Below are 21,407 nucleotides of genomic sequence, written 5' to 3'. Positions count from 1 at the left end.
GAAATTAACCAAATAGACTTTTGTCTCTATTGATCAAAGTCTGGGGAATGGTCAAATTGGAATTCAAATGAGCGTTCAATTTTTCAATAAAATGGGCGGACAGCAAGGGAGATTCCCTTTCTAAATTTTGATGCACAAAGAAATGGATGTTGGTCAAGTCTTTGTTCTTCCATTGCCCCAATCGCTGTACCCAATCCTCAAGTCTCTGGTAATCCGATTCATGATTGGCCCCAACATATCGTATAAATGCCTCGTTGTTGCTCAAACGCATATGCATCATGTCCCTGCGGCCGGCTGTATCCACTAAAACATTGGCAATATTGTTCTCTTTCAGCAGATGATAAAGCTCCTGTGCTACCTTTTCATCCGTAAACCAATCGGTATGCCTAAACTCCATGGCCAGCGGAAACTCTTTGGGCCAATATTCCACAAATTGCTGTACCCTGTCCCAATTTTTAGGGCCAAAATTGTTGTGCATCTGCAAAAAAATAGTCCCCAGTTTTTCCTTTAATTGGGATGTGACCGCCAAATACCTGTCCGCAATCTCATATACCTTATCGTTGAGCCTTCGTAAATGACTCACCTCATTGGTCATCTTAGGAAAGAATTTGAACCCTTCCGGAGTTTTGTCGTACCATTTTTGATATTGCTCTTCCGGGAAAATCCTGTAGAAAGTTGCATTCAGCTCTATACTATTGAACTGGGAGGCATAGTAAACCAGTTCGTCCTTGGTCCCTCGCGGATAGAAATTTTTAAGGTCTTGCCTATTCCATTTGGCGCAGCCCACATAAATTTTCGGGGCGTCATTATTTGTGGTGTTGGACAACACTACCTCTGTGTCTGGATGGTCATCGGGGATAGTGAAATCAACTAGTTCTGGATGGTCTACTTTACCAAATTTCATGCTTATGTAGATTATGGTGTAGCGAAGTTATGAATAAAAATATCCTGTTCATAACATCGTTAAAAACTATTGAGGCCACTAAAAATGTGCGGTTGCCGATTATGTAATTTTAATAAAACTTTCAACCATGGATTCAAGATCCGAACAACTTCTGGACATGCGTCCGGAAATTGGGCAAGGTAACTTCCATACTGATATGGGTTCCGATGAACGTTTTCAAAACCAAACTTTGCGCCCAATTATCAAGCTTCAAAACTACTTGATCATCGAAGTTTTTAAGAACTACATTAGAAAGCACAAAGGTGCTTTTTATGAGTTGACCTTGGAAAAAAGAATGGAATTTATTGAAAATTCCATCCAAAAGGATATCAAGTTCCGTAACTCGCTCAAGGGCATGATCATTGGTCACTTTACGGTTGAGGAATACCAAAACTACATTCTAAATTCTTCTTCCTTGAACAAGCGCATGATGAACATGGTCATCAGCAGGTTGAAAGACCAAGTGCAATTGTTGGAAAACCAGGTCTTAGTCTAACAGGGACTCGCCGTTAAGGTTGGTGGTAAGAATATCGCTCATTAAATCAAAATAAGGTCGTATTGCCTTGAAGGATTCATTCACCTCGTTGATGAAATTTTCGGAGAGTACTTCCTTATCCGAAAAATTCCGCACAAAAATGAACTGCTTCTTTTTAATCAAGTCAATGTCTGGATGCTCCTTGTCAAACCCCTTGGGCGCTGTTTTAACCCCATCTCCTTGTAATTCACCCCAAACCGATTTAAAACCTCTCCCATTGATTACTTTTCGGAATTCCGCAGCATCCATTTCCAATTCCTTTCGAATCCTGAAAAGATCTTCTTTATTGGGAGCCCAAAATCCGGTAGCTACAAAACTCCCGCCTGGTTTGATATGTAGGTAGTACCCCCCTCTTAATCTTGCACCCAAACGGGAAAACGAACCTGCCAAATGGGTTTTGTACGGAGTTTTATCCTTAGAAAAGCGAACATCCCGATAAATCCGGAACATTTTCATTTTTTCTATTTCATCATGGGTGTTTAGCAGATCTTGGAGCTGCTGGTAAAAGGATTTCACATCTGCCTCATGTTTCTTAAAGGTAGCTTTGTGTTCCGAAAACCACTCTTTATTATTGTTTTGGGCCAAATCTTTTAGAAAATAGAACGTTTCTTTAGTAATTAAGGAATTATTCACAGTAGTGGTATCAGATGTTATTTTTAAGCTAAAGTTAGCTATTTCTGCTACCGTGTGGTAATCAATTGGCTATTTTTAAACTTTATTTTAAAGCATGGACAAGCGAAAGATTATTGAAGAATTGAATAGGCACAAAAAGTTACCCTATTTAGACTATAGACTTAAAGAGGAAACTGAAAGTTTCACCAACCTTCTTTTTCATACGCTATTCGATGTAAACACCCCGGTAGCTGAAAATTTAGAGGTGTTGGAAAACCAATTCAGTAGACTTGTAGATTTGGCCTGCTGGGACTTGGAACGACCATGCGTCAAAGTTTGGGACAACTATGTACAGGCCTTGCCCAGTATTCTGGAGAAGCTGAATTTGGACGCCGAGGCCATTGTGAATGGGGATCCCGCTTCCCTATCACTTCAAGAGGTGTACATGGCCTATCCCGGGTTTTATGCCATAGCTATTTATCGTTTGGCCCATGAACTCTATCAACAAGGGTTTCCTTTGGTTCCCAGATTGATGACCGAGTATGCGCACAGACAAACTGGTGTGGATATTAACCCGGGAGCACAGATTGGTAAATCGTTTTTCATTGATCACGCCACGGGCGTGGTTATCGGTGAAACCGCCATCATCCATGATAATGTAAAAATCTATCAGGGTGTAACTCTGGGAGCGCTTTATGTAGCCAAGAATCTTCAGAAGACAAAAAGACATCCCACGATCATGTCCAATGTGACCATATATGCCAATGCTACTATCCTTGGAGGTAACACGGTGATTGGTGAAAATTCCGTGATTGGCGGAAATGCTTGGTTAACAGCTTCCGTACCTCCAAATTCAACGGTTTTTCATACTTCCGAAGTTAAAATTAAGACGGTTACGGATGTCTAATCACATTTTAGACCTGATTGGGAACACCCCCCTTGTTGAGTCCAAGGTATTAAACACTAACCCCAATGTTAAGCTCCTTTTTAAACTGGAGGGTCAAAATCCGGGTGGAAGTGTAAAGGATAGACCGGCCCTTAATATGATCAAGAGTGGTATGGAGCGCGGTGAGATTACCCATACGACCAAACTCATTGAGGCCACTAGTGGCAACACGGGCATAGCACTTGCCATGATTGCGGGAATATTTGGCCTGGATATTGAATTGGTCATGCCCGAAAACTCCACTAAAGAAAGGATGCAAACCATGAGAGCTTATGGCGCAAAAGTAACTTTGACGCCTTCAGATGTAGGTATTGAGGGTGCGAGGGATTATGCGGAAGCCAAGGTGAACAATGATGGCTACAAGATGCTCAACCAGTTTGCCAACAACGACAACTGGAAGGCTCATTATAAAACCACCGGACCTGAAATTTGGAGGGACACGCATGAAAAGATAACCCATTTTGTATCCAGTATGGGAACCACAGGAACCATCATGGGAACTTCTACCTTTCTTAAGGAACAAAATCCTGAAATCCAGATTGTGGGGGTCCAACCTACGGATGAATCAAGAATTCCGGGTATCCGAAAATGGCCTAAAGAATACCTTCCCAAAATCTTCAATCCCAAAAAAGTGGATACAATAATGGAGGTCAGTCAGAAAGAAGCAGAGTCCATGGCCAGATTATTGGCCGAGGAAGAGGGGATATTTGCCGGAGTCAGTAGTGGCGGTGCGGCGGCAGTGGCACTTCGCCTGGCCAATACAATGGAAACTGGAACCATTGTGTCCATTGTTTGCGACCGAGGGGACAGATATCTGTCTTCAGAACTATTTGATTAGTCCGTTAATTCCGATTTTAACCCGTTTTTATAGATTTCAAACCCTTCCAGGTCGTTGTGTCGCCCTCCGGGAATGGTGTACATCTTCTTGTCCGATTTTGGAATAGATTCAAACAATTTCTTTCCTGATTCATAAGGCACTACCCTATCCTCAGTACCATGAAAAATACGGATGGGAGCTTGAACCGATTTTAAATATTGAAAAGAAGGCAGTCTATATCGTAACATTTGACCAACGGGTAAAATGGGAAATCTACCTTTGGCCACATCCACAAGACTGTAGTATGGAGTTTCCAAGATCAACTTTTTGGGTGTGTTATTGGACGCAAGGTGAGATGCAATTCCAGTCCCTAGCGATCGTCCATACAAAACGATTTGGCTTTCGTCATAAATTCCCTTTACATGGTCGTAAAATAGTTGAGCATCTGCATACAGCACCGCTTCACTTCGTTCCCCGGAACTTTTTCCGTAACCCCGGTAATCCATTACCACTATCTCATACCCTAAATTCGTAAAGGTGGAACCTATACTTCCCCATCTGGATAAATCACCCGCATTACCATGAAAATATAGAACAAGCCCTTTTGGATTGTTTACCTTAAAATGAAGAGCATTCAATTGGGCACCATCCGGAGCTTCCAAAAAAAGTTCTTCAAATGGCTGATCAAAAGAATACGCATAATCACTGGGTAATTGGGTGGGTAAAAAAATCAGCTTTTCCTGAAATGTGTAGAACATAATCGTGATTAAAATAAACAGGGATGAAAGAACGAGAAGAACACGCTTAAGCTTTTGCATTGGCTTTTTTTGACGCGTGTTTGACATGAAAACTGGAGCCTTCCAAGTCCACTTTTTTGGGTTTCTGGGTTAAAATCTCGGTAAGCATCTTATGGTAAGACTCAAAATTGTTCAAATTTTTATGTCCTCCCCCTATTACCGTATAAAGTTTGGTCAAACTTGGTTTGATTTTGGAGAGCTTGACCCCGGTTTTATAGGGAATTAGCTTATCATCCGTTCCGTGGATGATATGAATGGGGCAATTTACATAACGTAACCATTTATAAGTGGGCATGGGAAACTTGATTAAAATGGAGAGCGGCATAAATGGAATGTATTTTTTGGCCACCTTGCTTAGACTGTAATAAGGTGCATCCAAAATCAACATTCTTGGATTGTTCATGGATGCCAATTTTGCTGCAAAACCGGAACCCATAGAACGACCATACAGGATAATGTACTTCTCTGGTACCTTGTCCTTGATTTTATTGTAGATAACCTGCATATCCCTTTTTACGGCCTTTTGGGTTCTTCTCCCGGTACTTTTTCCAAAACCCCGGTAATCTACCATGATCACGTCGTAACCGTGACGCGTAAAGTCAACCGCAAACTTGCCCCATCCCTTGATACTCTTGGAATTGCCTTTCAAGTAAAAAACGACTCCTTTGGGATTCTCGGTTTTAAAACGAAGCCCATTGATAACCGCTCCATCCCGAGTTTCTATGTTGTACTCGTCTGTTTCTTGGTTATTGTAGTAAAATTGGAAATCCTCGGGTAGTTTTTCGGGCTTAAATAGAAAATAGTCCTGTAAAAAATAAAGCAACACACTAACTAGTGCGTATAACCCAAGGACGATGCATAAAATTAAAACCCAGTTTTGCATGAATCAAAGCCTTTGACCCAAAATACAAAAAAAAGCTTTGGCACTACCCTAGCAATTTATAAATCAAATATTTAACTTCAAGTGTAACATTTTGGCAAATTTGCAGTCCAATCAACATCATCAATCATCCAAACCTCATGAAAACTGACTCCAATACCCCTTCCCAGGAACGTATTAAAATTGTGGATGCCCTTAGAGGCTTTGCCCTTGCCGGTATTGTAATCGTCCACATGGTAGAAAACTATATTGGTGCACCCTCACCAGCCAGTTTTAATGAAGCGGTACATCAGGGACCCATGGACTATGCCGTTGATGGATTTATCGGTCTATTGCTACGCGGGAAGTTCTTTGCCCTGTTCTCCTTTCTTTTTGGCTTAAGCTTTTTTATCCAAATGGATAAAGCGCATCAAAGGGGTGAGAGCTTTGCAGGACGATTTCTCTGGCGTCTGCTACTTTTGTTAGGAATTGGCTATGTTCATAGTTTGTTTTACGCAGGGGATATCCTTACCGTCTATGCCTTGCTTGGAATTTTTCTAATACCTTTTTATAAAATCAAGAACAATTGGATTTTAGGTTTTGTAGCTCTTCTTTTTCTAGGATTGGGACGGTATCTCGTGTTTTTCTATACGCAAGGCCAAAATATGTTTGGCACCATGGAAATGTCTCCAGAAAGTGCTTCGGTACTGGAGTACTACACCCTTTTGAAGGAAGGAAGCTTGAGTGATGTTTTTTCAGCAAACGCATACAATAGCCACTTAAACAAAATGGACTTCCAATTTGGAATTTTTGGTCGTGGTTACGTAACCTTTGGTTACTTTCTTTTGGGACTTTACATTGGCCGAACAGGATTCTTTAAAAAATACAGGGAACAGAAAAAATTGGTACAGCGAACCTGGATTTGGTCGTTGGTACTTTTTTTGGTGTCCGGGGGACTCATGGCAGTAACTTTTGGCAGCATGGGGGGAAATGTAACTTTTGACAATTGGACAGCCATGTTGGGTTTAACCGCGATGGACTTGAACAATGTGGCGGTTACCTTTATACTCATCAGTGTTTTTGTTATACTATATAAAAGAACGAAACCCCAAAAGTTTTTGGAAAAATTCATTCCCTATGGAAAAATGGCTTTGACCAATTACTTTGCGCAAAGTGTTATTGGGACATTTCTGCTGTTTGGCTGGGGGTTAGGCTATATTGGAGAACTAAGGAACCTCTATACCTTTGGAATTGCGTTCTTGGTCATTGCTTTTCAGATGATATTGAGCAAATGGTGGCTCTCCAAGTTCAAGTATGGCCCCTTGGAATGGCTATGGAGAAGCGCCACTTTTTTCAAGTTTTTTCCAATAAAAAGGTAGCCTGTAAGGTTCATTCACAACATATTTACCTACTTACCCAACATTGCAGGCGGTTCATCGATTTGTTGGAAATAAAACGATTCGTTATTCCGTTCTTTGAGTGAAGAATTGAGGATCCCAAATCTCAAAACAGTATGAATCTACTAGATAACATCCTTACGTGGCGCAGAACCAACATTCTGATTTTCATTGTTTTGGTAATTCTTGCAGTGTCCAATTTTTATGGACTGTATACCAATAAGTTCTACTTTTTTAAACTGGACAATTATATTTTTCCATTGCTTTCCATAGTACACTTTTTATACCTCTATGTACTTTGGTTTAAAATTACCGAAGGTGAATTGCCCGATCCAAAAATGAGAAATCTGGAATACGTGCTTTATGCCATCATGATTGTTTATGCATTCAAGATTTATGATACAGCGGACATCCTAACTTCCTATTCTGAATTGCAGAGTTATGTAGTGCCATCCACCTTTAAGCCAATAGGCATCACCACCTTGGTTTTGTATTGCCTATTACCTTTGCTAACGTTGTTTTCTTTCTGGCAACGAAAAAGGCATGTTGGCAGTTATAATTTTGAAAATTATAACGACAATTTGAACATCTGGATGTAATCTGTTACAATCCGCGGATATAACTTCCGTACAAGTCCTTAAATTGATATCCTTGGGTAAAACGATGTTTACTCAGCTTTTTGTGGGCTACCAATCCCCATAGCAACAATTCCTTCATAAAATAAGTATCCTCCTTGGCCAAAGAGGGTTGATATTCCTCCAGAAGTGCATTTAGGGGAGAAATCGAATCTAATTTATTCCGATATTCCTGATCATTGTCTTCATCCAAAAGATCAAAACCTTCCCCCTCAAAGAACCAATGAATCAGCTCATCATAGACTGATTCCGAATCCTTGCGCTCCAACTTGGCTATTTTAGGAAAATACGTAGGAAACAGGGATTTAATGGCGTCTTCAATTAATGTCTCAGCGACAGAACCAGCTCCCTCCTGCTCTCCTTCATAGACCAGTTCAATCTTTCCGGTTATGGACGGGATTATCCCCATAAAATCCATGAGCCTCAACGTTGTCTTTTCTTCTTTGGATCGTGCAATTCTGCGTTCCGAGGCACTCAATAAATTCTCAAATGCTGTGATGCTCATCCGTGCGCTCACGCCACTTTTGGCATCCACATATTCACTTTTCCGCGCTTCAAAACTGATTTGTTCCAGCACTTCCAAAGCCAATTCGGGCACGTGGATAATCTCCTTTTGCCGCTGATCCAATTGTGCTTCCTGAAGGGTAATTTTCTTGGCAATTTCCAAGTTTTCCGGATAGTGTGTTAGAATTTGTGACCCAATTCTATCCTTCAAAGGGGTAACAATGCTACCCCTATTGGTATAATCTTCTGGATTGGCAGTAAACACAAATTGAAGGTCCAATGATAAACGAAGTTTAAATCCTCGAATTTGAATATCACCTTCCTGCAAAATGTTAAACAACGCCACCTGAATTCTGGCCTGAAGATCCGGCAATTCATTTATAACAAAAATACTTCGATTGGCACGGGGTATCATCCCAAAATGGATTACCCGATCATCTGCATAGGACAATTTGAGGTTGGCAGCCTTAATAGGGTCAATATCCCCAATTAAATCGGCAACAGTGACATCTGGGGTGGCCAGTTTTTCATAAAATCGCTCATCCCGATGAATCCAAGCGATAGGGGTTTTATCCCCTTTATCTTTAATCAATTCCAAAGCATACCGTGAGATGGGTTCAAATGGGTCATCATTGATTTCGGAACCTTCCACCACAGGAATCCACTCGTCCAACAATTGAACCATCAAACGCGCCAAGCGGGTTTTTGCCTGCCCCCTAAGCCCCAATAAATTGATATTATGACGAGATAAAATGGCACGTTCCAGTTCGGGAATCACGGAATTTTCATAACCCCAAACCCCATGAAAAGTTTCTTCGCCATTACTTATCTTTTCTAGGAGATTATCCCGTAATTCATCTTTGATGCTCTTATAAGTGTACCCTGAGGTTTTTAGTTCACCAAGGGTTTTGATGTTCTCATGTTTTAATTTTGACATGGTATTCTGCTATCCTTTAATTCTTTTTCTTCTATTCTGTTCGTAATCCTCAAATATCATTTCACCCAACCCTTTTAGACCGGTATAGAACGCTTTACCCTTGTTGGCCTTGGTAAACTCCCTAACAAATTGCATCAAATAGGGATCTTCAGCAATCATAAAAGTGGTAATGGGAATATGGAGTTTACGTGCCTGTTGGGCCATATTATAGCATTTCTCAACAATATAATCATCAAGTCCCACACTGTTTTTATAGTAATCCCCATTGGGCAGTCTTAAACAGGATGGTTTACCATCTGTGATCATAAAGATTTGCTTATTGGTATTCCGTTTCCTTCGGAGCATGTCCATGGCTAACTGCAATCCAGCTACAGTATTGGTATGGTACGGTCCTACCTTCAGATATGGAAGTTCCTTAATGGCAATGGGCCAAGCATCGTTTCCAAATACAAGGATGTCTAGAGTGTCCTTGGGATATCTAGTGGTGATCAACTCCGCCAATGCCATGGCCACTTTTTTGGCGGGTGTAATACGGTCCTCCCCATACAAAATCATACTGTGACTGATGTCTATCATCAACACAGTACTCATCTGAGCTTTATACTGGGTATCCTCCACCACCAAATCTTCCTCGTTCAACAAAAAGTTGTCCAATCCGTGGTTGATTTGGGCATTTTTTAGACTCTCCGTCATGGAAATATGTTCCAAGGCATCCCCAAAACGGTACTCCCTGAATTCTCCAGTATGTTCATCGCCCCTGCCGGATTTCCCAGTTTTATGATTGCCGCTTCCGCTACGTTTCAGCTTTCCGAAAATTTGATCCAAGGCCCTCTGCCGAAGCATCCGCTCCAATTTAGCTGTTATTGAAAAACCGCCACCACCTTCTTCTCCTTCTTCTCCATCGCCCTGATTGCCATTGTCTTCGAATTCCTCTCGGATAAAACCCTTGGCTTTCAAATCTTCAATAAAGTCATCTATGGTATAATCGTCATCGGTAAGTTCATATTCTTTATCCAGTTCCCGGAGCCAATCCAAAGCTTCCTCCACATCACCGGAAGTATGCATGATGAGTTCTTGAAAAATCTCAAAAAGTTTTTCAAATGGAGTTTGATGGGGTGCTTCGTAGGTAGTAAACCGAAACCCCTTTCTAGTATTCATAGCCATTACATAAAAATAAGGTATTTCCATGTAATCCCTAAGGCTTTAGAGAAACCTTAACGCATTTGTTTACTCCTATTTATGGCGTTTCTGAAGGGTTTGTACAATATCATTCAAATGATAACCCTTGGCTTGCAGGAGTATCAAATAATGAAACAAGAGGTCAGCACTTTCGTCCAAAAATAGATCGTCGTCGTTATCCTTTGCCTCAATAACAGTTTCTACCGCTTCCTCACCAACCTTTTGTGCAATTTTATTGATTCCTTTTCGAAACAAGGAGGCCACGTAGCTATCTGGATTTTCCTTGTCATCCTTTCGTGAAGCAATTACCGCCTCCAGTTGTGAAAGAAAACCATAACTCTGCTCATTTTCTTCCCCCCAGCAGGTATCTGTTCCTTTGTGACAAGTGGGACCAACAGGATTGACCTGCACCAAGATGGTATCACGATCACAATCCAATTTCATACCTACCAACTCCAAAAAGTTTCCACTTTCCTCCCCTTTGGTCCAAAGCTGTTGTTTGGTCCGACTAAAAAAAGTGACTTTATTGGTCTTTTGGGTCTTCTCCAGAGCCTCTTGGTTCATATATCCCAACATCAACACATTTTTGGTCTTCGCATCCTGGATGATGGCTGGTATTAATCCATCTGGGTTTTTATTGAAATCTACTTCCATTTGTAAGAGATTGATATTGTTATAATCGTACAGGAATGCCTTCTTCCCTAAGTTCTGATTTTAATTCTTTAATACTTATTTCCTTAAAGTGAAAGATGCTAGCCGCTAAAGCTGCATCCGCTTTTCCCGCGGTGAAGGTATCCGTAAAATGGGAAATACTTCCTGCACCCCCTGAGGCAATCACCGGGATGTTAACCAATGCTGACAATTGGGCCAAGGCTTCATTGGCAAATCCATTCTTGGTGCCATCGTGATCCATAGAAGTGAACAGGATTTCTCCTGCACCACGCTGCTCCACCTCTTTGGCCCATTGGAACAGATCTATTTCAGTAGGCACCTTTCCTCCTACCAAGTGCACTTTCCACTGATCATCAATCTGTTTGGCATCTATGGCCACAACAATACATTGCGATCCAAATTTACTTACCAATTCATTGATCAGTTCTGGCCTTTTGACTGCTGAAGAATTTATGGAAACCTTATCCGCTCCATTTTTGAGCAATATGTCCACGTCTTCCACTGAGGAAATTCCACCCCCAACAGTGAACGGTATATTTACTTTCTCCCCCACGTGATACACCAATTCAGCCAAGGTTTTTCTTTTCTCCTCCGTTGCGGAAATATCCAGAAAAACCAGCTCGTCAGCGCCTTCTTGGGCATAAATTGCTGCCAATTCAACCGGGTCACCAGCATCCCTAAGATCCACAAAGTTTACGCCTTTCACGGTACGTCCGTCTTTAATATCAAGGCATGGAATGATTCGTTTTGTAAGCATATCTTTTCGTCACCTAAATTTCGTTCTTATTCCTCATTCTTTATATTCAAATCCACCCCATCATAGAATCTTAAATCTGCATTGTTCAACATCTTGGTCCACAGCGCAATCTGTCCAGTATGATATGAAAAGTGTTCCACTACATGAATGATATTCCCAACTCCTGAGAATTCAAATCCCTGAACGGAGCGCTTTCGTATCAACTCTTCCAAAGACACTTCTTGAAAAGCCTTTTTTGCACCTTCAACCGTATCCAAAAGCTTCTGGTATAATTCGGTTTTGTTATATCCTTCAAAAGCAGAGAATTCCGCATCCCTATTTCTATTGTCGTCCAATCCTCTCAAAGATGCGATGCCGTATTGTGTAATGTTTCCGCATAAATGCAGTATCAAATTACCAATGCTATTGGTTGATGTATTGGGTTTTTTCCAAATCACATCTTCTGAAAGCTTGTCCAAACAGATTTTGACCATGCGCAAACTTTCATCCATACGATACATTGCATTTTGAATCACTTCGTTTTGCAATTGATTAGTTGACTCCATGTTCCAAAATGTATTTTTCCAGTTGTTTTAAACTGATTTTATTTTCATATATAGCCTTACCAATAATGGTTCCCTCACAGCCAAGGGCCGCCAATTTTGGAAGTTCTTCATAAGCCGAAATACCTCCGCTCGCAATCAAATGAATTCCGGGAATCTCTATATCCTCCACCCCACTTCCACTGATTCTGGTCTCCACCTTTTTGGTTTTGTCCAAAATCTTTTGGTACAAATCAAAAGCTGGGCCTTCCAACATACCATCCTTGCTAATATCGGTGCAGATGACATACGCAATTCCTTTTTTCTGATACGATTGGATAAATGGTATCAAAGATTGGTCGGATTCTTCCTGCCAGCCAGATACCGCCACCTTCTCGTCCTTGGCATCGGCACCCAAAATAATTTTGGCCGAGCCGAATTTCTGTAACCAAGCTGTAAATACTTCTTTGTCTTTGACTGCTATACTTCCTCCAGTTATCTGGTTTGCTCCAGACTCAAAGGCAATATGTAAATCCTCGTCTGACTTTAGTCCTCCGCCAAAATCAATCTTTAAGTTGGTTTTTGAAGCGATAGTTTCCAAAACCTTGTGATTGACAATATGTTTGGATTTGGCGCCATCCAAGTCCACCAAATGCAAAAATTGAATTCCGTGATCTTCAAAAGCTTTGGCAACCTCCAAAGGATGTTCGTTATACACCTTTTTGGTGTCATAATCCCCTTTGGAGAGTCTAACGCACTTTCCGTCAATGATATCTATAGCTGGAATAAGTCTCATTTTCAATTGTATTTTGCCTTGTCCATGGCCATCCACATATCCGAATCCCCTACTTTCTGGAATCCAAAGGTATCATAGAGCTTATGGGCATCCTTTGTCTTTAGTGCCACTGTATGAACTTTGTTAATTTCCGGCTGGTCCAGTATATACTGAATCAACTTTTTACCCAATCCCTTACCCTGATAAGGCTCAAATATGATTACATCCATGATGTAAGCAAAAACCACATGGTCCGTCAATACCCGGGCAAAACCAAGCTGCCCCTCCATTTCGGAATACACTCCAAAGCACATGGATTGTTCTATGGTAGTCTTGGTCATTTCCATAGATCTGTAATTTCCCCAATAGGATGCCTTAATGGCCTGGTGCACTTTGTCTATGTCCAATCGCTGCTTATCCGATGATATATAATAGGTCATATCAGATGGTTTCTAAAAAATTTTCCAAGATCAAACTTCCAACATCACTGCTCTTTTCAGGGTGAAATTGCACTCCATAAAAATTATCTTTTTGCAGCGCAGCACTATAGTTCAAAGCATATTCACTGGATGCAATGGTATTAGCTCCCAGTGGGGCATAAAAACTATGCACCAAATAAATATGGGACTTTTCAGGAATTCCACTAAAGAGGTCAGATTTCAGACCTTCAATTTGATTCCATCCTATCTGTGGAACCTTGACCGAGTTTGGGAATCGTACCACATCCAAATCAAAAATGCCCAATCCGCCGGTGTCGCCTTCCTCGGAAGAATTACACATCAATTGCATTCCCAGACAAATTCCCAAAACGGGTTGTTTCAATCCTGGAATGATTTTATCCAATCCACTGGAACGCAATTTTTCCATTGCTGAACTGGCTTCTCCCACTCCAGGGAAAATTACCTTGTCCGCGGTTAGGATCTCATCTACCTTATCCGTTAAAATGGCGTCGTGGCCTAGGCGTCTAATAGCAAATTTTATGCTTTGGATATTTCCAGCTCCATAATCAAGTATGACAAGTTTCATTTTTTCTCTCTCAACTTCTTAATGGTTTGACACTAATTTCTCGACTTGGACGAATTCACTTTCCATAGAATTCCATGTGTTGACCATCCTTCCACAATCATCCAACCTATAGCATTCCCTTGGTTGACGGGAGCACCATTTTCTCCACATCTCTTTTTACAGCCATTTTTATAGCCTTGGCAAATGCTTTATAAATGGCCTCAATCTTATGGTGTTCGTTGGTTCCTTCAGCTTTAACATTCAAATTGGCCTTGGCACCGTCTGTAAACGATTTAAAGAAATGGTGGAACATTTCTGTGGGCATATCTCCCACTTTTTCGCGTTTAAACTCGGCTTCCCATACCAACCAATTTCGTCCTCCAAAATCAATGGCTACCTGGGCAAGGCAATCATCCATGGGTAAACAGAAACCATAGCGTTCTATACCCAGTTTATTGCCCAAGGCTTCGTAGAAGACTTCCCCCAGTGCAATCCCAGTATCTTCAATGGTGTGGTGTTCATCTACGTGCAGATCACCATCAACTTTGATATCCAAGTCCATTTGACCATGACGTGCCAATTGGTCCAACATATGATCAAAAAAGGAAAGTCCTGTAGCTATGTTACTTTTACCAGTTCCGTCCAAGTTTAGTTTTATCCTAATGTCCGTTTCATTCGTCTTTCGAGTTATTTCCGCGGTTCGATTGCTCAGTTTCAAAAACTCATAAATCTTCTCCCAATCATTGGTTTCCAAAGCAATGTAATCCTCAAGTTCTTCCTGTTTTACCGTAATTTCTGAAGTGCCCAATTGTGTATCGTCATTAACAAAAATTCCTTTAGCTCCCAGATTTTTAGCTAGTTCAACATCGGTCAAACGATCTCCAATAACAAAGGAATTACCCAAATCATAAGCATCGGAAAAATATGCTGTCAGTAAAGCAGTTCCAGGTTTTCTAGTATCTGCATTATCTTTGGGGAAAGTCCGGTCGATAAAAATTTCATCAAAGACTACTCCTTCGTTTTCAAAAGATTTCAGGATAAAATTGTGCACAGGCCAAAAGGTGTCCTCGGGAAATACTTCTGTCCCCAGCCCATCCTGATTGGTGATCATCACCAATTCATAGTCAAATTCTTTGGCAATTTTACCCAAAAAAGTAAACGCCTTGGGGTAGAATATCATTTTCTCAAAGGCATCAATCTGTTCGTCCACGGTCTCTTTGATGATGGTCCCGTCCCGATCTATAAATAGCACTTTCTTTCCCATTATTGTAACTGTTTTAAGGTGGCTATCAACTTTTTATTTTCCTCCGGGGTACCCACGGTCAACCGAAGCGTATTAGCACACAAGGGCTGATTGCTCCTATTGCGGACCACCACCCTATTTTGAATAAGCTCATCATATCTTTTATTGGCATCATCCACTTTTACCAATAGAAAATTAGCATTCGAAGGGTATATTTTTTGCACAAAGTCCAATTCCTCCAATGCATTTTCAAGAGCATCACGTTCTTTAAGAATCTGATTTACCTCATTCGCAACAACGGATGTGTCCGAAACCCTAGCAAAGGCTTTTTCCTGGGTCAATTGATTGACATTGTAAGGAGGTTTGATTTTGTTCAGAATGGTAATAATTTCTTCTGAAGCGTAGCAGACCCCTAGCCTAATACCCGCCATGCCATATGCCTTGGACAAGGTCTGGGTCACAATCAAATTGGGATATTGCTCAAGTTGCCCCAACCAACTTTTGGTTTTTGAAAAGTCGATATAGGCTTCGTCAATAACCACAATACCCCTAAAATTGTCAAGCAATTCTCGTATTGCTCCAGAATCAAATGCATTGCCTGTTGGATTATTGGGAGAGCAGATAAATATCAACTTGGTTTTGTCGTCCACAGCCCCCAATATTTGGTCAACAGCTGGTTGAAAATCCTCGGTCAAGAGTATCTCTCTATTTTCAACAGCATTGATGCCAGCCAATACTTTATACATTCCATAGGTTGGTGGTAGGGTAATAATGTTGTCTTGATTGGGTTCACAGAAGGCCCTAAAAATCAAATCCAGGACTTCATCACTACCATTTCCCAATAAGATGCCTTGTTCAGAAACTCCTTTTTGATCAGACAACAAGGCTTTTAGGCTTCTCTGCTGTGGGTCCGGATATCTGTTGACCCCATTGTCGAATGGATTTTCATTGGCATCCAGAAAAACCATAGCACTTCCGTCAGACACATATTCATCACGAGCGGAAGAATACGGTTTGAGGCCTTTCACGGATTTCCTTACCAAGTTTTCTATGTTGAAGATAGAGGTCATTCTAAACTGTTTAGCCTAAGTGTTACCGCATTTTTGTGTGCCTGAAGCCCTTCCGCTTCTGCCATCAACTCAATGGCACCACCAATCTGTTGGATTCCTTCCGCTGAGATTTTTTGAAACGTCATACTCTTCATAAAACTATCCAAATTTACCCCACTATATTGCTTGGCATAGCCATTGGTAGGTAACGTATGGTTGGTTCCGGAAGCATAATCGCCTGCGCTTTCCGGGGTATAATTGCCAATAAAAACCGAGCCGGCATTGGAAACATTCCGGGTATAAAACTCCTCATTTTCCATACAAACAATAAAATGTTCGGGCCCATACTCGTCAATCAGCTCCAATGCCTGCTCATCATTGCGCAACAAAATCAGTTTACTGTTGGCGATTGATTTCTGAGCAATGTCTTTTCTGGGCAATGCTTCCAGTTGTTCCTTGATTTCTGCAGAAACCTCGGTCAAGAGTCTGTCTGAAGTGGATACCAAAATTACCTGGCTATCCACACCATGCTCTGCTTGACTCAATAAGTCAGACGCCACAAAAGCTGCATTTGCCGAATCGTCTGCAACCACCAAAAGCTCACTGGGGCCTGCTGGCATATCAATAGCAACACCAAATTTGGTGGCCAATTGTTTGGCAACCGTGACATATTGGTTCCCGGGTCCAAATATTTTATACACTTTGGGGATTGATCCTGTTCCAAAGGTCATTCCGGCAATAGCCTGGATACCCCCAACCTTGAAAATTTTGGTGACTCCACATAATTGTGCTGAATAGAGAATGGCAGGGTTTATTTTTCCTTGCTTATCTGGCGGGGTACATAGTACAATTTCGTTGCAACCTGCCAGCTGCGCAGGAACAGCCAACATCAATATGGTGGAGAAAAGCGGAGCAGTTCCCCCAGGGATATAAAGTCCAATTTTTTGGATAGGTCTTTTTTCTTGCCAACACTTCACTCCCGGCATGGTTTCCATGCCAACTCTTTCCGTTTTTTGGGCCGCGTGAAATTTTTCAATATTGTTTTTGGCCAAGGAAATGGCATCTTGTAATTGTTTCGGAACTTCTTTTAAAGCGTCTTGGATTTCGTTTTGACCTACCAAAATCGATTCCAATTCCACTTGGTCAAATTTTTGGGTGTAGGCTTTAATGGCCTCATCTCCTCCTTCTTTGACTTCGCTAAAAATGGCATCTACCACACCTTCAATATCACTCACGGACTCGGTAGGTCGTTCCAAAATAAGCTTCCAACTTTCCTTGTTTGGATAATCGATGCGCTCCATTAGACTACCATTTTTTCAATTGGGCAAACCAAAATGCCTTCTGCTCCAGCAAGCTTTAGCTCATCAATAACTTCCCAGAAGGTGTCCCTGTTGATTACTGTATGTACCGAACTCCAACCTTCTTCAGCCAAGGGCAAAACTGTGGGGCTGCGCATTCCCGGCAAAATGGAAATGATTCTTTCCAACTTATCATTGGGAGCGTTTAAAAGGACATATTTGTTCTGACGGGCCTGTAAAACGGATTTTATCCGAAACTGTAGTCTTTCGAGTATCTCTTTCCGCTCTTCTGAAATCTCTGGTGAAACCGCAAGAACCGCCTCGCTTTTTAAAATAATCTCTACTTCTTTGAGATTGTTTTTGAAGAGTGTACTGCCACTGGAAACAATATCACAAATGCCATCAGCCAATCCAATGTTGGGAGCAATTTCCACGGAACCATTGATGATGTGCAAATCAGCTGAAACTCCTTTGGATTTAAAGAATTTTTTAACCGTGTTTGGATATGAAGTGGCGATTCGTTTCCCTTCAAAATCCTTGACGGTCTCGTAGTCCATTCGTTTTGGAACAGCCAGCGAGACCCTGCATTTAGAGAAATTCAATTTTTCAACTACTGCAATGTCCTCTCCTTTCTCGATTAGTACATTTTCTCCTATGATAGCAATGTCAACAACCCCATCCCTTAGGTATTGGGGAATGTCTCCGTTTCGGAGATAGAACACTTCCAAAGGAAAATTCCTGGCTGTGGCTTTTAGCTGATCTTTGCCGTTGTCTATGGCAATACCGCAATCTTTTAAAATCTTGAGGGAATCGTCATTCAGCCTTCCACTCTTTTGTACTGCGATTCTAATCTTTGTCATTCTTGCTTTTGTTTTGTTTGGAACCAAACAGGCTTAAAAACAAAACCCGTTTGATTTCTCAAACGGGTTAGAATATATTTTAAAAACAACAATACATCTCTATCTCGCTTGAGGGCAAGTATAAAAATGATGATGTGTGTTTCTGTTTCTCATTATGGGTTCAAAAGTAGTATATATTTTTTTATCAAAAAAGAGTGATTTAGTTATTTCCCAAAATCAAGGGCAAACCATCCCCACTGGATCCAACCACTACTACTTTGGAATTTGGGGATTCTGATAGTTTCAAGGTTGCCTCAATTCCTTTATCCTGTAAAATCTTATCGGTTAGTGAAGCACTCAGGATTCTGTTGGCATCTGCCTTACCTTGGGCTTCAATCCTCTGACGCTCTGCTTCCTTTTGAGCAGTTACCAACCTAAATTCATATTCCAAAGATTCTTGCTCTTGTTTCAATTTACGCTCAATTGCTTCCTTGATGGTTGGTGGTAAGGTTACATCCCTTACTAGAATATCATCCAAAAGAATATGCTGTGTTTCAACGATTTTTTTGGTTTCCTCAAATATTTCAGCTTGAATAGCGTCTCTTTTACTGGAATACAACTGTTCAGGTGTATACCGTCCAACCACACTACGGGCCGCAGATCTGATTGTGGGCAATATGATTCGTTGCAGGTAATTTTCACCAATTTCTTGGTGCAATTTTCCAAGCTCGTTATACTTTGGCTGATACCATGCCGATGCATCCAACTGGATATCCAACCCATTGGACGAGAGCACTTTCATTTTCTCAAATATCTCCTGTCTTCGTACTTCATAAATATAAACCCTGTTCCATGGTGCCACAAGGTGAAAACCTTCGCCCAATGGGGGTTTGTCCGTCACTACCCCATCACTAAAGGTTTTATATAATACCCCAGCCTCACCTGAGCCTATTGTAACAGCTGATTTAGAGATTATAATGATGACAAAAATGATGGCCGCCACAGCTGGCAGGGCAATCTTTGGTAATCTTTCCATTTCTAGTATTTATTTAAATTAATCCTTTGTATTTTCTGATGAACCATTCCAGAGCAAGTGTCAGGGCCATGATGCCTAAGAGCACTTTAAAATCTATTAAAGATACGACATTTTGGGTGCTCTTTTGGATTGGAGTGTATTGTTGGGAGTTGGAAAGTTCTTCGGCCAATTCATTCATTTGGTCGGGTAGATAGGCGTTTCCATTATTGTTTTGAGCCAAGCGTTGAAGCTTAGCAAAATTTGAAGAATATGTTTGTTTTTCCGGATTGAAATCAAGAATCTTAAAACTACCAGACCTTTTGAGGTTTTCACTTTCCTCAGTAACGGTAAAATCATATTCGCCCGCTTGGAGGTCACTCAGGTCTGTTTCGTAATAAGAGCCTTTAAGCAATAATGGAGCTTCACGTGAAAAATCATTTTCCTTGGCCTGTATGCTTATCTTCAAACTGGCCGCAGAATCAAAAGTATAGCTCTCATCATAATAAGAAGCCCTGACTTTGGCTAGACTCGCGTCATCAAAAACCCTGTCATAATCCAACTCTAACCTATTTCTTCCACTATTACTGGATAAATACACCATTAGCTTGCTTATCAAAGCATCGAAATCCTCAAAATTCTGATTGTTCCGATAGTTTTGAGCTCTCCATCTCCAAAGGTTTTCACCAAATAGAATAGCTTCCCGTTGCTTCCCTTCGGTAAGAATGGAAAACAATGGCGCATCCAAATCAACCCCACGAATGCGTTGAAACAAAAGAGTTTCGGATTCTTTTTTGAATTCGATGTCTCCCAATTGCCCTTCCAATGGGGGGTATCCCTGGACAGAAAAATTGCCCAATCCAAATAAGCTAAAGCCATTGTTCAATGCCGGGATTATCTCTTCGGTTTGATTTAGCCGTTCTTTAAAAAAACTACTCTGTATTTGATTTAAAAAAAGCCAATCTGTTTTACGTCCGGCAATAGTAAATTTGTTGGCCCCAATTTGATCTATACGCTCGTAAACATTTTTGAACCTACGGGTGGGTTGATACAAAATAAAAAGTCCCACATCATTGAATTTTTCAGCACTATCCGTAGGTTTCAATAACACCACCGTTCGCTGTTCGTTGGTTTCAATTGATTTTTTAAGCGCACCAATGTCCGGGTGCAGTACGTCCGAAACAATCCCTATTTTGGTTTTTTCATCAATAATTTCAATAGCTGTCTCCTTCATATTATTGAAGGAATTCCGCTCGTTTTGAAGTGGTTCCACATGTACGCGCAACGGCTTCACACCTACACTTTGAGCCTCAATTAAAGTATTAAGTGTTTGACTGCGTTTTGAACCTGAAAATTGTATGTTTTCTCGGTGAACTGTTTTTCCATCCATCAGCACCGACACGGATTTGGTAACTTCCCGGTTTCCCCTATATTCCAATTGTGCTTCCAAAGGAAACTTGTTTTTCAAAAAAGCATAGGTATTGGTATTGATCAACCTAACGGACAAATCTTCGTACTGGGTCGTATCTCCAATTACTACAGCGTGAACCGTACTATTGTTGTTTAAATCAAGGTATTCATAATCCCTACCCAATGTTTGATTGCCATCAGTAAATAACAGTATGGACTTGGGATGGTTCCCAAAAATTTCATTTATATCGGTAAGTGCCTTGTATATATCCGTATTGTTCTGATTAAATTGAACGGAGTCCAATGGATTTACCCCATTTCCGAAACCGTATTCGTGGATTTCAAACCTTGTTTGCACCGCGTCATTATGGGCCAAGACATTCAAATGTTCCTGAATACCAGCTTGATCTGTACGTGTATCCATGGACAATGATTCGTCCACTAATAGCACCAGCTTGCTTTTCTCAACAAAATAATCACGCTTAACAAATTGAGGGTTAATTAATAATAATAGGGCACAAAAAAGAGTCAAAAATCGCAAGGAGGCCAAAATAATTCTTTGAAATCCTTTCCTGGGATTTTTATGGAAGTATTGATAAAATACGATGGTAAGGGCGACAATGGCCGCTAGGAGTATCAGTAGTACCGTTCGTATTTCCATTCAA

23 protein-coding genes are annotated in these 21,407 nt (G+C 41.0%); 5 read left to right on the top strand and 18 right to left on the bottom strand.

The window, feature by feature from the left end:
- Positions 1–4: 4 nt before the first annotated feature.
- Positions 5–904, bottom strand: coding sequence for a DUF72 domain-containing protein (locus tag FGG15_RS02450; RefSeq protein ID WP_138832857.1), 900 nt, complete (start codon positions 902–904; stop codon positions 5–7).
- Positions 905–1,031: 127 nt separating this feature from the next.
- Between FGG15_RS02450 and FGG15_RS02445 the strand changes: the two genes are divergently transcribed.
- Positions 1,032–1,439: a glyoxalase gene (locus FGG15_RS02445; RefSeq protein ID WP_138832855.1), complete on the top strand. Its 408-nt coding sequence runs from the start codon at positions 1,032–1,034 to the stop codon at positions 1,437–1,439.
- Here FGG15_RS02445 and FGG15_RS02440 read toward each other — a convergent pair.
- Positions 1,431–2,111 (bottom strand): DUF2461 domain-containing protein, encoded by a 681-nt coding sequence (locus FGG15_RS02440; protein WP_138832853.1) that lies wholly within the window; start codon positions 2,109–2,111, stop codon positions 1,431–1,433. The two genes, FGG15_RS02445 and FGG15_RS02440, sit on opposite strands and share 9 nt — an antisense overlap.
- A 94-nt stretch (positions 2,112–2,205) precedes the next feature.
- On the opposite strand from FGG15_RS02440, the gene epsC reads away from it, so the two are divergent.
- Positions 2,206–2,997 (top strand): serine O-acetyltransferase EpsC, encoded by a 792-nt coding sequence (gene epsC, locus FGG15_RS02435; RefSeq protein WP_138832851.1) that lies wholly within the window; start codon positions 2,206–2,208, stop codon positions 2,995–2,997.
- Entirely contained in the window at positions 2,990–3,874 is an 885-nt protein-coding gene (gene cysM / locus FGG15_RS02430; RefSeq protein WP_138832849.1) for a cysteine synthase CysM, read from the top strand. Before epsC ends, cysM begins: the two co-directional genes overlap by 8 nt.
- On the opposite strand, the gene FGG15_RS02425 is transcribed toward cysM, so the two are convergent.
- Together FGG15_RS02425 and FGG15_RS02420 are read right to left on the bottom strand one after the other, a co-directional pair.
- Positions 3,871–4,611, bottom strand: coding sequence for an alpha/beta hydrolase (locus tag FGG15_RS02425; RefSeq protein ID WP_237561726.1), 741 nt, complete (start codon positions 4,609–4,611; stop codon positions 3,871–3,873). The two genes, cysM and FGG15_RS02425, sit on opposite strands and share 4 nt — an antisense overlap.
- 46 nt (positions 4,612–4,657) lie before the next feature.
- Positions 4,658–5,533, bottom strand: a complete 876-nt coding sequence (locus FGG15_RS02420; RefSeq protein ID WP_138832845.1) for an alpha/beta hydrolase — start codon at positions 5,531–5,533, stop codon at positions 4,658–4,660.
- Positions 5,534–5,670: 137 nt separating this feature from the next.
- Between FGG15_RS02420 and FGG15_RS02415 the strand changes: the two genes are divergently transcribed.
- Positions 5,671–6,888, top strand: coding sequence for a DUF418 domain-containing protein (locus FGG15_RS02415; protein WP_138832843.1), 1,218 nt, complete (start codon positions 5,671–5,673; stop codon positions 6,886–6,888).
- A gap of 134 nt (positions 6,889–7,022) precedes the next feature.
- Complete coding sequence (locus FGG15_RS02410) at positions 7,023–7,505, top strand: hypothetical protein (protein ID WP_138832841.1); 483 nt, start codon at positions 7,023–7,025, stop codon at positions 7,503–7,505.
- Between the two features lie 4 nt (positions 7,506–7,509).
- Here FGG15_RS02410 and FGG15_RS02405 read toward each other — a convergent pair whose 3' ends face one another.
- The 14 genes from FGG15_RS02405 to FGG15_RS02340 all read right to left on the bottom strand — a co-directional run bounded on the left by FGG15_RS02405 (position 7,510) and on the right by FGG15_RS02340 (position 21,403).
- Entirely contained in the window at positions 7,510–8,982 is a 1,473-nt protein-coding gene (locus FGG15_RS02405; RefSeq protein ID WP_138832839.1) for a magnesium chelatase, read from the bottom strand.
- Between the two features lie 9 nt (positions 8,983–8,991).
- A complete protein-coding gene (locus FGG15_RS02400) occupies positions 8,992–10,146 on the bottom strand; it encodes a vWA domain-containing protein (RefSeq protein ID WP_138835355.1) in 1,155 nt (384 codons plus the stop codon).
- A 69-nt stretch (positions 10,147–10,215) separates the two neighbouring features.
- Positions 10,216–10,815: a bifunctional phosphoribosyl-AMP cyclohydrolase/phosphoribosyl-ATP diphosphatase HisIE gene (gene hisIE / locus FGG15_RS02395; RefSeq protein WP_138832837.1), complete on the bottom strand. Its 600-nt coding sequence runs from the start codon at positions 10,813–10,815 to the stop codon at positions 10,216–10,218.
- Positions 10,816–10,834: 19 nt separating this feature from the next.
- Entirely contained in the window at positions 10,835–11,590 is a 756-nt protein-coding gene (hisF, locus tag FGG15_RS02390) for an imidazole glycerol phosphate synthase subunit HisF (protein WP_138832834.1), read from the bottom strand.
- A gap of 26 nt (positions 11,591–11,616) precedes the next feature.
- Positions 11,617–12,135, bottom strand: a complete 519-nt coding sequence (locus FGG15_RS02385; protein ID WP_138832832.1) for a DinB family protein — start codon at positions 12,133–12,135, stop codon at positions 11,617–11,619.
- Positions 12,122–12,907, bottom strand: a complete 786-nt coding sequence (locus tag FGG15_RS02380; protein ID WP_138832830.1) for a 1-(5-phosphoribosyl)-5-[(5-phosphoribosylamino)methylideneamino]imidazole-4-carboxamide isomerase — start codon at positions 12,905–12,907, stop codon at positions 12,122–12,124. The genes FGG15_RS02385 and FGG15_RS02380 overlap by 14 nt, the downstream gene beginning before the upstream one ends.
- A 2-nt stretch (positions 12,908–12,909) precedes the next feature.
- Positions 12,910–13,326 (bottom strand): GNAT family N-acetyltransferase, encoded by a 417-nt coding sequence (locus FGG15_RS02375; RefSeq protein ID WP_138832828.1) that lies wholly within the window; start codon positions 13,324–13,326, stop codon positions 12,910–12,912.
- Position 13,327: 1 nt separating this feature from the next.
- Positions 13,328–13,912: an imidazole glycerol phosphate synthase subunit HisH gene (hisH, locus tag FGG15_RS02370; protein ID WP_138832826.1), complete on the bottom strand. Its 585-nt coding sequence runs from the start codon at positions 13,910–13,912 to the stop codon at positions 13,328–13,330.
- Between the two features lie 106 nt (positions 13,913–14,018).
- The gene (gene hisB, locus FGG15_RS02365; protein ID WP_138832824.1) at positions 14,019–15,155 is read right to left on the bottom strand and encodes a bifunctional histidinol-phosphatase/imidazoleglycerol-phosphate dehydratase HisB; all 1,137 of its coding nucleotides are present in this window, start codon (positions 15,153–15,155) and stop codon (positions 14,019–14,021) included.
- The gene (gene hisC, locus FGG15_RS02360) at positions 15,155–16,204 is read right to left on the bottom strand and encodes a histidinol-phosphate transaminase (RefSeq protein ID WP_138832822.1); all 1,050 of its coding nucleotides are present in this window, start codon (positions 16,202–16,204) and stop codon (positions 15,155–15,157) included. The genes hisB and hisC overlap by 1 nt, the downstream gene beginning before the upstream one ends.
- A complete protein-coding gene (hisD, locus tag FGG15_RS02355; protein ID WP_138832820.1) occupies positions 16,201–17,484 on the bottom strand; it encodes a histidinol dehydrogenase in 1,284 nt (427 codons plus the stop codon). The genes hisC and hisD overlap by 4 nt, the downstream gene beginning before the upstream one ends.
- A complete protein-coding gene (gene hisG / locus FGG15_RS02350) occupies positions 17,484–18,341 on the bottom strand; it encodes an ATP phosphoribosyltransferase (protein WP_138832818.1) in 858 nt (285 codons plus the stop codon). The genes hisD and hisG overlap by 1 nt, the downstream gene beginning before the upstream one ends.
- Before the next feature lie 199 nt (positions 18,342–18,540).
- Positions 18,541–19,356: a prohibitin family protein gene (locus FGG15_RS02345; RefSeq protein WP_138832816.1), complete on the bottom strand. Its 816-nt coding sequence runs from the start codon at positions 19,354–19,356 to the stop codon at positions 18,541–18,543.
- Between the two features lie 13 nt (positions 19,357–19,369).
- Complete coding sequence (locus tag FGG15_RS02340) at positions 19,370–21,403, bottom strand: VWA domain-containing protein (RefSeq protein ID WP_138832814.1); 2,034 nt, start codon at positions 21,401–21,403, stop codon at positions 19,370–19,372.
- Positions 21,404–21,407: the final 4 nt, after the last annotated feature.

It is taken from the genome of Flagellimonas algicola (assembly GCF_005937185.1).
GTDB classification, from domain to species: Bacteria; Bacteroidota; Bacteroidia; order Flavobacteriales; family Flavobacteriaceae; genus Flagellimonas; species Flagellimonas algicola.
This window is presented reverse-complemented; position numbering and strand designations above follow the sequence as displayed.